At 42.4% G+C, this 13,687-nt stretch carries 16 protein-coding genes, 1 tRNA gene and 1 pseudogene; 13 read left to right on the forward strand and 5 right to left on the reverse strand.

All coding sequences use genetic code 11. From position 1 onward, the window contains the following. Positions 1-74 precede the first annotated feature (74 nt). From SU60_RS07015 to SU60_RS07070, 13 genes are all read left to right on the forward strand, one after another. Positions 75-1,052: a lipid A deacylase LpxR family protein gene (locus SU60_RS07015; RefSeq protein WP_041154935.1), complete on the forward strand. Its 978-nt coding sequence runs from the start codon at positions 75-77 to the stop codon at positions 1,050-1,052. 114 nt (positions 1,053-1,166) lie between these two features. Further along, the gene (gene pflA, locus SU60_RS07020) at positions 1,167-1,907 is read left to right on the forward strand and encodes a pyruvate formate lyase 1-activating protein (RefSeq protein ID WP_041154891.1); all 741 of its coding nucleotides are present in this window, start codon (positions 1,167-1,169) and stop codon (positions 1,905-1,907) included. Positions 1,908-2,115: 208 nt separating this feature from the next. Continuing rightward, complete coding sequence (locus SU60_RS07025) at positions 2,116-2,784, forward strand: energy-coupling factor ABC transporter permease (RefSeq protein ID WP_041154892.1); 669 nt, start codon at positions 2,116-2,118, stop codon at positions 2,782-2,784. Between the two features lie 145 nt (positions 2,785-2,929). Then, positions 2,930-3,430 carry a YfbU family protein gene (locus SU60_RS07030; protein ID WP_041154893.1) on the forward strand — a complete coding sequence of 167 codons (501 nt, stop codon included), beginning with the start codon at positions 2,930-2,932 and terminating at the stop codon, positions 3,428-3,430. 234 nt (positions 3,431-3,664) lie between these two features. Then, positions 3,665-3,755, forward strand: a tRNA-Ser gene (locus SU60_RS07035). A gap of 821 nt (positions 3,756-4,576) precedes the next feature. Next, complete coding sequence (locus SU60_RS22885; protein WP_425337373.1) at positions 4,577-4,765, forward strand: rhodanese-like domain-containing protein; 189 nt, start codon at positions 4,577-4,579, stop codon at positions 4,763-4,765. A gap of 5 nt (positions 4,766-4,770) precedes the next feature. Then, positions 4,771-4,944 (forward strand): hypothetical protein, encoded by a 174-nt coding sequence (locus SU60_RS21975; RefSeq protein ID WP_164833039.1) that lies wholly within the window; start codon positions 4,771-4,773, stop codon positions 4,942-4,944. 177 nt (positions 4,945-5,121) lie between these two features. Beyond that, positions 5,122-5,607, forward strand: a complete 486-nt coding sequence (locus tag SU60_RS07040) for a hypothetical protein (RefSeq protein WP_041154894.1) — start codon at positions 5,122-5,124, stop codon at positions 5,605-5,607. Positions 5,608-5,648: 41 nt separating this feature from the next. Then, on the forward strand, positions 5,649-6,209 hold the full coding sequence (locus SU60_RS07045) for a hypothetical protein (RefSeq protein ID WP_128814633.1): 561 nt from the start codon (positions 5,649-5,651) through the stop codon (positions 6,207-6,209). Positions 6,210-6,639: 430 nt separating this feature from the next. Further along, the gene (locus SU60_RS07055; RefSeq protein WP_084735683.1) at positions 6,640-7,137 is read left to right on the forward strand and encodes an RHS repeat-associated core domain-containing protein; all 498 of its coding nucleotides are present in this window, start codon (positions 6,640-6,642) and stop codon (positions 7,135-7,137) included. A 134-nt stretch (positions 7,138-7,271) separates the two neighbouring features. Beyond that, a complete protein-coding gene (locus tag SU60_RS07060) occupies positions 7,272-7,583 on the forward strand; it encodes a hypothetical protein (RefSeq protein WP_041154898.1) in 312 nt (103 codons plus the stop codon). A 2-nt stretch (positions 7,584-7,585) separates the two neighbouring features. Beyond that, on the forward strand, positions 7,586-7,933 hold the full coding sequence (locus tag SU60_RS07065; RefSeq protein ID WP_041154899.1) for a hypothetical protein: 348 nt from the start codon (positions 7,586-7,588) through the stop codon (positions 7,931-7,933). Positions 7,934-8,048: 115 nt separating this feature from the next. After that, positions 8,049-8,303: a hypothetical protein gene (locus SU60_RS07070; RefSeq protein WP_041154900.1), complete on the forward strand. Its 255-nt coding sequence runs from the start codon at positions 8,049-8,051 to the stop codon at positions 8,301-8,303. A gap of 64 nt (positions 8,304-8,367) precedes the next feature. On the opposite strand, the pseudogene SU60_RS21290 reads toward SU60_RS07070, so the two are convergent. The 5 genes and pseudogenes from SU60_RS21290 to SU60_RS07090 all read right to left on the reverse strand — a co-directional run. Next, positions 8,368-8,671, reverse strand: a pseudogene (locus SU60_RS21290) (IS4 family transposase); the annotation flags it as partial. Between the two features lie 861 nt (positions 8,672-9,532). Next, complete coding sequence (locus tag SU60_RS07075) at positions 9,533-9,745, reverse strand: DUF3955 domain-containing protein (RefSeq protein ID WP_041154901.1); 213 nt, start codon at positions 9,743-9,745, stop codon at positions 9,533-9,535. 134 nt (positions 9,746-9,879) lie between these two features. Further along, positions 9,880-10,797 (reverse strand): histone deacetylase family protein, encoded by a 918-nt coding sequence (locus SU60_RS07080; RefSeq protein WP_041154902.1) that lies wholly within the window; start codon positions 10,795-10,797, stop codon positions 9,880-9,882. Positions 10,798-10,930: 133 nt separating this feature from the next. After that, complete coding sequence (locus SU60_RS07085; protein WP_041154903.1) at positions 10,931-12,895, reverse strand: DNA topoisomerase III; 1,965 nt, start codon at positions 12,893-12,895, stop codon at positions 10,931-10,933. A gap of 97 nt (positions 12,896-12,992) precedes the next feature. Continuing rightward, positions 12,993-13,541 carry an NAD(P)H nitroreductase gene (locus SU60_RS07090; protein ID WP_041154904.1) on the reverse strand — a complete coding sequence of 183 codons (549 nt, stop codon included), beginning with the start codon at positions 13,539-13,541 and terminating at the stop codon, positions 12,993-12,995. Positions 13,542-13,687: the final 146 nt, after the last annotated feature.

Here is a 13,687-nt window from a genome sequence, read left to right on the forward strand (position 1 = left end):
AAACTTGTGACTTGGCAAAAGATTTCGCTGTCATTCTTTCGTATGATGCATAAAAAAGCGAGTAAATGAAGTATATGAAACTCAGCAAACTATTTGTTATTCCCCTTTTGTCTCCTGTTGCCTTTGCATCGACACAGTCCACCCTCTCTTTTACGCTCGACAACGATGGAGTTTTTGGCGTTGACCACGATTATACCAATGGCGTATTTTTCTCATACGCAACGGGTCAGCTACGAAAGCAGAGCGAATGGGATTGGCTTAGTCTTCACCAATCCAACACAGAAAACATCGATAAAATCGAGTTAGTATTCGGTCATAAAATGTGGACGCCAAGTGACATAGAAGCCGATTACCCTCTTGCCAATGATCGCCCCTATGCTGGCTATCTCCACACTGAAATCAACTACCTTTCTCTGACTTCAGACAAAGCGATTCGCTACAATTTTACGATTGGTGCAACGGGTGACAGCGCCCTATCTGAAAAAGCACAGCTATTTGTGCATAATATTACTGGCTCGCCGGATCCAAATGGATGGGAGTATCAAATCGATGACAAAGTCGCCTTCAGTGTCGGCTATCGAGCTTTCAATAAATTACTACGTAGTGACGAAAACACAACACAATGGGAAATCACCAACGTTAACAACATTAACGCCGGTAACTTTCGTAGCGATATTTCTCAAGGAGTCATGTTTCGTTGGGGTACTCACCTCGCCAACAGCATAGGCGCCGCAAACATCAGTGTGGAAAGTCCCTTCTCGGCCAGCATGTTAGCCAAAAATACCAGTAGCTGGTTCGTCTTTGGAGGTTTCGAAGGTCACTACCGCTTTAATGACATGACCATCGAAGGCAAGCGCTCAGGTATACCCGGATCCCAGAAAGCCTATGATGTAGACTTAGAGCATTGGCAAGCAAGCGCAGTCGCAGGCGCTACTTGGTATACCGAGAATGTGGGAGCCAGTTTAACGATGACAATAAAGACGCCAGATTATAAACAGCCTCACACCGACGTTTATGGCACGGGCTCTCTTTCTGTTTTTGCGTTCTTCTAAACAATGATTCTCAATACAGCAATAAGTTGCACTAACTTAAGCAAGGTTAAGCTGTTTTAACCCTGATTTTTGTAATAAAATAACAGTTAAAGTCAATAAGAATGAGAGCAAAAGATGTCAACAACTGGACGTATTCACTCCTATGAGTCATGTGGTACCGTAGACGGACCCGGTATTCGTTTCATCGTCTTCTTGCAAGGTTGCTTAATGCGTTGCAAATATTGCCATAACCGTGACACTTGGGACACGCATGACGGCAAAGAAGTATCGGTGGAAGAGATCATTGCCGAGGCCAAAAGCTACCGACACTTTATGAATGCTTCAGGGGGTGGTGTCACTTGCTCTGGTGGAGAAGCCATGCTCCAGCCGGAATTCGTTCGTGACTTTTTCAGAGCGGCACACGCTGAAGGGATTCATACTTGCCTAGACACCAACGGGTATGTCCGTAAGCACACCGACGTCATTGATGAGGTGTTAGACGCGACTGACCTTGTCATGCTTGATATCAAACACATGAAAGATGAAATTCACCAGGACTTTATTGGTGTGTCGAATCGTCGTACTCTCGACTTTGCTCGCTACTTAAACAAAATTGGTCAAAAAACCTGGATTCGTTATGTCGTTGTTCCAGGCTATACCGATGATCCAGAAGCCGCCCATATGCTGGGCGAATTCATTAAAGACATGGATAACATCGAAAAAGTTGAGTTGCTTCCTTACCACAAGCTGGGCGCACATAAATGGGAAGCATTAGGATTGGAGTACCCGCTCGACGGCGTAAACCCTCCTTCTAAAGAAACCATGGATGAAATTCAATCTATCCTTGCTCAATACAACTCGAACGTAAAGTATTAAACGCCCCTCAATCCAGTATTGGCACACACTAAGAAATACCAGCGCTACGCTGGTATTTTTGTATCGCCATGATGTGAATTTTCTAGCCCGAGTCTTCCGTGTAGAATGACCAGTTATTTACTACGATTGGTATCAGTACTTAGGAGTCACGTACAACTCATGACATCACCTAATAATAGTAACGAAGCCAACGCACAAGGAAGTAAGAATGAATTGGTTTAATCTGGTCTCGGCAATTGTTATTGTTTGGATAGTCATCGTGAGCTGTGTGCCCGATTGGAGAAAGAACGTTTGGCCCAAACTAGAAAAGGAGAAGTCGTTTCAGCATCTGGTTTTCGCGACCTTATTCGTTCTCACTATTTTATGGTCTACCCAGGCAGGCGTGAAAGACGGATTGCAGATTCACTTTCTCGCGTTAACCACTCTGACGATGATGTATGGTTGGCGCATGGCATTACTACTAAGTATACCCGCGATGATCATGAGTCAGTGGTTACACGGAAATTCGTTGACTTTCATTCCTAGTATACTCATGTTATCGGCTCTACTTCCTATCCTCACCAGTTACCTCATTTTTCTGTTGAGTTTTCATTACTTACCAAGAAACATCTTCGTATTCATATTCGTTGCTGGTTTTTTCAATGGTGCGCTCACCGGCAGCTTACACCTTCTTTTCAACTCACTGTATCACCTATATTCCGGTCATTACGACTGGGAGACGATTCATCACAACTATTTTGTTTTTGTGCCATTACTCGCGTTCCCGGAAGGATTACTCAACGGCATGTCGCTCGCCGTACTCACGGTCTTTAAACCTGAATGGTTAAGAGTGTTCTCTGATCGCGATTACATATACAATCATTACCATAAAAAGTAGCGATTGTAGTTAGGGCGGTAAGACTACTTTTTAAGAATTATTACCACTTTTCATATTAAATATGTGTTGAGATCATGTTTCAGTCATGGTTTAGACGTTAACCTAAGCACATTAAAAATGTATTAGATAATTTAGTGAGGTCATCATGGAAATGTCGAACGCTCAACGTTTGATCCTATCGAACCAATACAACCTAATGTCTCAGCTTGACCCAAGTAATGCAGCGAAATACAAACGCTTACAAACCATAGTAGAACGCGGTTATGGGTTGCAGATGTGTGAGTTGAACAAAGACTTCGGTCGCATCACCGAAGCCGAGTGTCGCGAAATTATCGACATTATGGAGATGTTCCACGCGATGCAAGAATCCAACAATATTTTGGATGAAGAAGAACGCAGCAAAGTCGACCAACGTCGTTTGCAATTCCTTGGTTTTGATATTGCAACCGAAGCTCAACAAGTGCATTACGTGCGCTTCTTAGTGGATTCAGAAGGGCTATACCCACAGTTTGACAAAGCTGATCATCACTTCAACAGCCAAATGCCAATGTTGGATAAGTATCGTCGCATGCTGCAAACATGGCGCAATTGCCCTCGCCAATATCACCTATGTGCGAACGAGTTATCACAAATTTTTAGTGCATAATCGGCTTTGTATCGCGCATCCATCATGCTTCGATACAAGACTTTGCTCAAGCCAGTCTGCAAAATTGACTGGCTTTTTGTATCTGACGGTTTAAAAATCAAACAGATTACGGCGATAGGCTTGGAGCAATAGACGCAACTTCGAATTTTTATCAAAAACTGGCTACAAATAAAGCAAACAGTAATTTTAAGGGTTTACAAGATTTTCAAAGCCTTATATTATGCGCATCAACACGGAGAGATGGCTGAGTGGTTGAAAGCACCGGTCTTGAAAACCGGCATACGTTAATAGCGTATCTAGGGTTCAAATCCCTATCTCTCCGCCACATTCAACAAAAACGCCGCTGATTCGTCAGCGGCGTTTTTGTTTTAAGACGATCAAATGTCACCTAATACAAATAGATGATACATATGTATCGTTTATTACCACCGTTCTCCCGTTCCAACTACATTACGTGAGCGGGGCTTTCCAAACGAAGTTCGCCTTTCTCTACTAACCAAAGGTCATCAAATTGCTTAAGAGCGCAATATCCATGTATCTCTAGCAGTGAAGCAGAGTTTCGAGAGTGCTCTTAATTACAATGATCAAAAAAGTCTTGAATCAGAAAATCTCGGCATTGAGAGAGTTATGTCGTTAGTATTTCTCAGGTAATGCGCCTCAATGTTATTGCCCCAAAACCCAAGCTTAAACATTCTGATGATATGCATGCCTTAATCGTCCAAGCCTCGACATACAAGTGATCAACTAAGACTGGCCACGATAGCAGAGTTTTCCCAATACGGTCGTTCATACTGATTGGGTGTCAGCACACCACGATATCAGACAATATATTTAAACCCGCTATAAGCCCAGATTCACATAACCCAGTGGCGGTAATACTTACAATGAAATTTATTTATCGTTTTCTCTAAGCTTAATTCGATAAACGATTATAAAGGCTGTCACCTATTGACCCAAAAATTGAGAAAAACTTATAAAAGTAAATGTAAATGATATGTATATCATCAATCAAGGAAGTAATGTTCATCAAAAAAATATATATACGTCAGAAAAAGGTATGAATTCATATTTAAGAATAATTACTATTACGCTTCAATATTTGGTAAAAATTAGGTAATCGATGCGTCTATTTATTCTTTTAGGGGGATACTCACTTTCCCTAGTCATGCAAAATGGTTTGATACTGATTATGTACATGGAGTTTCTCAAGAAAAAGTTGAAGTTCTTGCTCAAGCAATGACTCTCGGGAAAGTGTTGTTCATCGACACTCGTGAACCGGATGAATATGCAGAATCTCATATTCCAGATGCTATCAACGTCCCCTTAAGGAACTAAAAAATGTGGATCCCACTAGTTGGAATAAGTATGACTATATTGTGCCATATTGCTTAAAAGATTTTCGTGGTTTTGAAACAGCAAAAGTTCTGAAAAACAAAGGATTGAAAAACGTCGTTTTGATGGAACCCGCTGGATTTAATGGCTGGCGCTCTGCAGGTTTACCTACAGAAAAATAATCTATATTCAAGGATGGACATCACAGTGAATCGAATTCAATTAGCAACAATAGTTGGAACTGCTTTTATACTACCACTCTTAGTTTGGTTATCTCATACGGGTAACCCACTTTTATATTTCACGAACATTGTACCTATAGGGCAAGGGTTTTATGTGTTTTCAAAACTTGCAGCCTGATGTCTATAATGATGTTTGGTTTTCAGGCATTAATGGGTCTTTTCCCCTCATTTGTGGACAGCAATAGTCGTGTTGTTATCCATAAAACTATCGGATGTACTGTTCTATTTTCAATACTATTACATATTGGTGGATTCATTACCGCAACCACGCTACGTAGTGGACACTTCACTGGGCATTTTTTAATGCCGGATATTGATGATTACTACCATGCTCGCATCACTGTCGGACTATTGGCTTTTATTTTAGTTCTATGTGCTATTTTTTCGAAATTGTGGGTATCAGGGGTTTTTAGCAAGTTTGGTCATTGGCTAGTACTTCCTGCATTCTATCTTTCATCTTGGCATGCTTTGACTATTGGTACGGAATCAAGACACCCAGCGATTCAAATTATATTAGGTGCAATGATGATTATCATCGCACTTGGTGTAGTTAAAAAATTTGTTAGGCCTCTTCTTCCTTTATCGAGTTTTCGAATCTCATGAGGTTCATAGTTTATTGCTTTATTCTTGCAGGGTTATTGAACGTGTGTAACGTTCAAGCTCGAACCTTACCGACAGGAATGTCATTTATTGGTTTAGATAATGATGAGTGGAAGGCATACATAGTTGATAAAAGTGGGAAGCTTAACGGTATTTCATTATCGACTGAACCTCGAGAACTAACATGGTCCCCTAGTAATAATCGCTTGGTCTATGTTCGCGCTGATGGTTCCATAATAGAAAAAGTGAATAAGCAAGAACGGATACTTATAGACAGTGACTATAAAGATGCGTTTACTCAAATTCACTTAACTCAACAAGGTAAAGAATTAATTGCTATTAGACTGGTTGACAAAAAAAGTCTAACAACTGCACTATCAGTTTGGGATGAAACTCGAAACCAGTTCGTCGATATACATCGTCAATTAGGAAAGATATTCGACCCTAGCGCTAGAGGAGATGATTTCTTATTCAGCGTAGTTAGCTGCATGCTGGATTGTGGTGGCATGTACAAAAACCTGTTAAAAACTTGTGGTGGAAGTGCGTCTTGCCAAGCTTTTGCGTTCGCTGCATACTTGATTTGTAAAAGCAATTCTGGTGAATAGTAAAATATGAATGAGATTAAACTGAACGAAATTAGTCCAAAGACAATACAGAGTGAAGTAAATAGAAATGGTGGACTTTATGTCTCTTTAAGTAGACGTAACTTTAAAAGGACTCGAAAATTGATGGAACTTTTGGAAGACTCGGAAGATAAAAAATCAGTTTTATTGAAATTAATATATTTATTTTACATCTCTATTTTTCACTCTAATGTATTATCATTCACGTCTTACTTAGTTGCAGAAGAGTTGTTTTTTCTAATGTCAAAGAAAAAGGTGGAAATATAATTTTACTAATAGAAAAATCAAAAAAAACATAATAATTAGATCTTTACATATAATTTAAATTAGAAAACACTTGATAATACAACTTAATACTGAGTTGTATTATCATCCAGATTCTTAAAATGGGGAAACAAAACTTCAAAGCCAGATTGAAGTCAGCGCTAGCTATACTCACGATCCTCTTGGTCGCCGTATCAGTAAAACCGTTGATGGTGAACAAACTCAGTTTTATTGGTTGGGTACCACACTTATTAATGAAAGTGGCACGCAAGGTCAAAAATACTATACCTATGGTGCGACGGGCTTTGCTCCTGTCACCGTAGAAACCGACGGGGAGATTGCTAGCATACTGAGTGACCACCTCTCTTCTCCTATTGGGCTGCTGCAATCACAAAATCTTATTTGGCAGCGAGCTGCGAGCCCGTTCGGTGTAACGAATGACACGGCTGAGCCATATAGTTTTAATATTGGTTTCCCCGGTCAGTACAGTGACGCCGAATCCGGTTTGAGTTATAACTTTTATCGTGATTATGACCCGAGTCTTGGAAGGTATATCCAGTCAGACCCTATAGGACTTCAAGGTGGGTTGAACACTTACGCCTACGTGGGCAGCAACCCAATGATGTACGTTGATCCGACAGGTTAATATGGTGTTGCAGGCGCAATTTATGGTGCAATTTCAGGAGGTATTGGTGGTTATATTTCTGGCGGATGGAGAGGCGCCGCAGCCGGTGGTTTATCTGGTGCAGCAGTTGGTTTTGTTAATCCATATGCTTCTCATTGGGCTGGTGCGGCACTGGTGCTGCAGTTGCAAGTTATGCTGGCCAAGCCGTAGGTAATGCCATAGCTGGGAATAGTGTCACTAGCCCTAATAACTACAATCACTGCGCTGCAGTAGGTGCGGCGATTGGTGGTGGCTTAGGCGGACCATTAGGTAATGCCGTTGGACGATATGTCCCACCCCTTCGCTTCCCTATAATAGGTCGTCCTGTTGGTGCTCCCGGTATTAGCAATGCACCCGGAAATACAGTAGGTTCAGTTATTGAAGGTATATCGGTAGGCGCAGGTGAAGCGGTAGGTCAAAGGTTTTGATAATGATTTGGACAACTACATTTTTATTCTTTTTGGTAAGCTTATCTATCATTTGGGTAGGTTTTAATGTGTATGCACGAACTTTGAAAGTGGTTGGTGCTGTTGATAATAAGTTCGTAAAGCACACGGCTTCAATCTTGATATATGCGATATTTTCAGCACTGCTAATTAGCCCAATATTATTTGGGCTTAGCTACTTTTCTGAATGGAATATTGCTTTTAGAGAAAACACCATGTATATGGTTTTTTTTCTTCTCTGTTATATATTGTCGGTTTTGCCGGGCGCTCTTTATTTCAAAAAAACTCATCTTGAATCGTTACGGCAACTGGGTTATTTTAAAAACAAGTAGACTGATACCATATTAACCTGTCGGATCAACGTACATCACTGGGTTGCTTCACACCCTGATAGTTTGGCAATACAATTGGAAACTTACCTGTTTATCCAAGTAATCAGGAATGAGAATGAAACGACTAATCTATTTATTAATCTATATGATTGGGTTTCCTGCGCTGGGGATTTTGTTTGGTTTTGTTTTTTTAAAAATTTTTGACAGCATAAATGGACCTTTACAGGAGTTTGCTTTTTGGATTTCAATAATTGCATGGGGTGGTTTTGGTTTTATTGCAGGTTGCTATGGGATGTATTTCTTCATTAAAGTGGAAAAACTGAGGAAGCTAAAATTAAATACATCAGGACTAGAAAGGCATAAAAAGTAAGTGAGATGATTGTTGTATTGTAAATAACGTTGTTGATTTAGCTCAGTTAATATGTAAGAAAACATCATAGTATAATGGTAATGCCGTTCACTTTAGAATGAACGGCATTTTTATTTCTGGAATATCCTTGAGGCCTAAGTTTGACCGTTCTTGGGAATATTCTTTCTTTGTCCCTCAAGTATTAGTCTTTCGGCCATATTGTGGATATCCTTTAGTTGAAGAGGGTGGCCCCGACGTTGAATACGGTAAGCCAACTAATAACGCCGATATATGGCTAATGCCCGATTAAAGCTCAACTGGTAGGGAAGATAATTTCCTTTCAAGCTAAAGCAGAGTTCGACCATCTGATATCGGTTCAGATTATAGGTATCGTCCAAGACTGGCGTCAGTATGTTTACCCCGCTAAGATTCCCACTGTTGTTTCACCATCCCCATAGTTTATTTTCGCCAGCATAAGCCAACCCCAAACTTCAATCATGGTCTAAGCACCGTCAGCCTTGACTTGCACACCCTGATAGATCGTGAAGCCAAGATCACTTCAGGATGAGACCACCGTTTTGTGTAGAAGCTGGTTCAAATCCAAGAGCTTCCTGATCGCGTAGCTGTCGCTTTGAATATAAGGTATTGTTAACCATATATTTTCAATCTAGTCCTTCGGCTACCTGTTTTTTTAATTCGTAAGATCAAAAGTGCCTCTAGGGCGCGCAAAGTTACTAATATGATGTTCAAGCAATAATGGGGGGCTGGTCTTGCCTTTTGATAATCATTACTTTTGGGATGTCAAAATTAACTGAAAATCTACGTTCATAGTTTGGCTCACAACACGTTTCGGGACATTTCTGTGTTAGAAAGGTCAGCCGTGAAGTGTGATCACCAAGCGATTTTGTCGTACTTTAACTACCAACCGATGTTGTCGGCTTTGAAAGACGTAAACTAATAGGTTTACGCCATTGTCTTGCCGAACTCCCTAGATAAACTACTATCAATTAAGTGAGTCAATTTTTCAGCCATTCGATAGGTACAAAAATTAAAAGCTATTAATATCAGCACATTAACGGTGCGAAGAGTCGCAAATCTAGGGTTCAAATCCCTATCTCTCCGCCACATTTAAGAAAAAACCGCTGTTTTTACAGCGGGTTTTTTTCGTTTTTATGATCTACAAATATTTCACACTCTAAAACCAAGTATGTATTTGTTTATTATGAAACTCATCCAATAACTATAAGGGCTTATTTACTTGCCTTGTTACGCTTCAGGTAAGTCACGACGAAAGCCACACCAGCGAGTAGCTCTAACAGCCAGAAGATCGGAATAAGCGCAAACGGCTCAACCAAAATACCATTTTCATCAACGTGTGAACCGACTGTGTTGTAAGCCACTAGACTCACAATGCCCGCTATACATAAGACAACACTGACTTTGTATGCTTTAAGAAGTCTCATCTAAACCTCTGGTTATGGAATGCCCAACCATTCAACACCGTATTCACCACTCTATTCAAGCAGAAATAAAGAAGAATGCGGACTATCTCATTAGTGCATCAAGTTCTTTTACAATCGACTCGGCGTAACGTCGACTATGTAAACGCTTCTACGCTCGCTTGAATAAGCTGCATATGAATCGGGATTAAATCCTCATGATTGGTTCGATATCCCCCACCTACTACCGCCGCAACTGGAATACTTCTGTCTTTCATTAACTGCATTACGAAGCGGTCGCGATCCAATATCGCTTGCGTAGACACATCGAAGTAACCGAGTTCATCGTCAATGTGTATATCGACACCAGCATCATAAATCACCATATCAGGGCGGTGCAGGTTAAGCGCCATGGTCACGACTTCTTTGAACGTCATTAAGAAGGTTTCGTCACTGGTTCCTCGCGCCAATGGAACATCCAGATCAGACTGAGGTTTTCTTGCGGGGAAGTTTTTATCGCAATGGAAAGACAGCGTCACTATGTCTGGCTCTTCCTGACATAGCGTCGCAGTACCGTCACCATGATGAACATCACTGTCGATGATCAAAATTTTATCGACGTGCTCATGCTTCAACATATGCTTGGCTGCGATGGCAAGATCATTAAACAAACAAAAACCACTGCCAAAATCTTTATGTGCGTGGTGATAGCCGCCACTCAGATGCAAAGCAATACCATGTTCCCACGCTTTTTCCGCAGTAAGCACTGTTCCTGCGGTCGACGTCAGTGTTCTCGTGATAAGCGCTTCACTCCATGGAAAGCCTATACGTCGCATCTTGGCCGCTGGCATGGTGCCATTGACAAGTAAATCCACGTACTCTTCATCATGCACGCCCTTTATTTCTTCAACCGATAACGCTTGAGGTTCAAAGAACTGGACTTTATCTTGCCAGTTCTCCTTCAACATTCTTTTTTGCACTGCATCATAGAGGTATTGATACTTCATGATCGGATAGCGGTGCCCTTCCGGCAAATCAAGTTGAGAATAGATTGGGTGGTAGATCAGTGGCAGCATAACAATGTCTTGTGATTGATTTCGTCAGAATAGTAGCAAGTTCAAGAATGGATTCAACCGCAAACCGTTGATAAAGAATAACCACAAAAGCGGCATACAAATAGACCGCTTGCTTGTCGATAAAGTTGACGATTTACGAAGATTTGCGTCTGGATGCAGTCGGCTTAGATGCGCCACCTTTTGAGTAACTGCGTTTTTTTCGCTTAAAGGCTGGCCGCTCGACTTTAGGTAAATGGCGTAAAGACTCAGGAATTGGACCCGACTTGACTTGCCCCATTAGTCCATCGATCCGCTGTTCTAGCGCCTGCATAAATGGCTGGTAAGCTTGATTTTTTTCTGCCATACCTTGCAACTGGTGTTCCCAATGCGCGGTCATATCAGGATAAGTGGCATCTTGTGGAAGTGCATGAATAAGACCGCGGCCCGCAGGCGAGCTAAGGATTGACTTCCCTTGGCGAGTCAAAAGTTGTCGTTTGAAAAGCGTATCGAGTATTCCGGCTCGTGTGGCTTCCGTACCAAGACCGTCGGTGTCACGAAGTATTTTTTTCAACTCTTTGTCCGCCACATAACGGGCAATTCCCGTCATGGCCTGCAGTAGGCTCGCTTCGGTAAAGTGCTGTGGCGGTTCGGTTTTACGATCTTTGATTTCACCTTCGCGACAAGTCAGCACCGTTCCTTCCGTCAACGGGGGCACTGCATCGATGCCATCGTCGTCTTTGTCCGTTTTCCCCATCAACGCTTTCCAGCCTGGAGAAACCAGCTGACGACCTTTGGCGATAAAGGTGCCACCAGCAATATCGAACACCAGCTTAGCTTCGGCGTATATGGCTGCTGGATAAAACTGCATGAGATATTGACGTGCAATGAGCTGATACACTTTCATCTCATTACCAGATAATGCGTTGACGCTCGCTTTTTTCGGTGTCGGAATGATCGCGTGGTGAGCATCGACTTTTTTGTCGTTCCACGCTTTTGATTTAAGTGACAAGTCCGCCCCATGAACCGCATTTTGCAGCTCTTTGGCATTGTTTGAAATCGCCGAAGTCACCGAGTCTGCTTGTGCAAAGTGCTCCATCGGAAGGTAACGACAATCCGAACGTGGGTAAGTGATCAGTTTGTGCTTTTCATACAACGCTTGACAGGTATCTAGGACTTGCTGCGCACTCATCCCATAGCGCTTCGCAGCATCAATTTGTAGAGCGGACAGAGAGTACGGAAGCGGTGCCGACTGCTTGGTTTGCTTCTGTTCCGATTCTTTCACCGTGGCTGGCTGGTTCTTAATACGAGCAGCAACGTTCTCCACCAGCTTTCGGTTTAAAACACGCCCTTCCTCATCTTGCCAAGGTTTACACGCTTCACTTGGCTTCCAACGCGCACGAATGTCGAAAGCACCATTTTGATCTTGATAAGGGATTAATGCATACAGCGTGTAGTAGTCTTTAGGAACAAAGTTCTCTATTTCTTCATCGCGGCGAACCACAAGCCCCAAAACTGGCGTTTGTACTCGGCCGACCGATAACACGCCCTGATATCCAGCCTTTTGACCTAACAACGTATAAGAACGAGACATATTCATCCCATACAGCCAGTCCGCCCGAGAACGCGCCAACGCGGACACGGAAAGTGGAATAAAATCGCGGTTGCTGCGCATTGAGCTAAGAGCTCGTTTGACGGCGGGTAAGTTTAAGTCGGAAATAAGAAGGCGTTGCGTAGCGGCTTTTTTGGTTTTCGATAATTTGCAGTAATCAAGCACTTCATCAACCAAAAGTTGACCTTCGCGATCTGGGTCTCCGGCATGAATGACCTCAGTGGCCTCTTTAAGTAGCTTGCGGATCACCGTCAATTGCTTACTGGCGCTCTTCCTTGGCCTTAACTGCCACTGCTCAGGAACGATAGGCAGATCCGCCATATTCCATTTTTTGTAGCGTTCGTCATAAGCGTCTGGCTCTACCTGCTCCAATAAATGACCGATACACCAAGTCACCACGTCTCCATTGCCACAGCGAATGAAGCCTTGGTCTTTCTTTTGAGGGTTAGGAAGTGCAGCAGCAATCGCGCGGCCAAGGCTTGGTTTTTCAGCAATAAACAGACGAGACATAACAATTTAACAGTAATAATAATTAGGGCCACATTATCGAATGTGGCCCTAACAAATCAAGAAAAACTGTACAGATAGACAGTATAGATAGCTATTTTTAGAGAAACTGAACAAATTCTGACAGTTCTCGCTCTGGCACTTTCATCGGAGAGCAGCCAGCCGAGCCCAAGTAAAGGAAACCAACTATTTGATCTTCCCCTTCCAGTCCAAACGCTTTATGCACTTCAGGGTGGAACATCCATGATCCAGAACGCCAAAAACCTTGGAAGCCTTGCGCAACGGCGGCCATTTGCATTGCTTGCACAGCACAACCCGCCGAGAGATACTGCTCAAAGGCCGGCACTTTATCGTGTTTGGTCACCTTTGCGATCACCGTGATCACCATAGGTGCACGAAATGGCGCATTCTTGACTTTTTCAACCACAGTATCGTCACTGTTTTCAGCTACCGCAGCTTTTACCAATACATCCGATAATTTTTTCAAACCGTCGCCTTGCGCAATCACAAAACGCCATGGTGTCAAACCCGCATGGTCTGGCGCACGAAGCCCAGCGCGAATAATGTTTTCCAACTCCTGTCCTTCTGGTGCGGGCGCAGTGAGCTTCGCAATAGAACGACGATTAAGCAATAGGTCGAGTGCTTCCATTAAAATGGCCTCTTTAAATCGAAAACGTTATCATTTACAAGATACTTTAACACAGTTTTTATGCTTAAATAACAAGCCGTTTTATGTGGATTTGATCCAGCCGTCTTTGATGACCCCAAAAGTGGACTTCATACGGGGCTATTCCA

Origin of the sequence: Vibrio mytili, assembly GCF_000830505.1 — a bacterium.
GTDB classification, from domain to species: domain Bacteria; phylum Pseudomonadota; class Gammaproteobacteria; order Enterobacterales; family Vibrionaceae; genus Vibrio; species Vibrio mytili.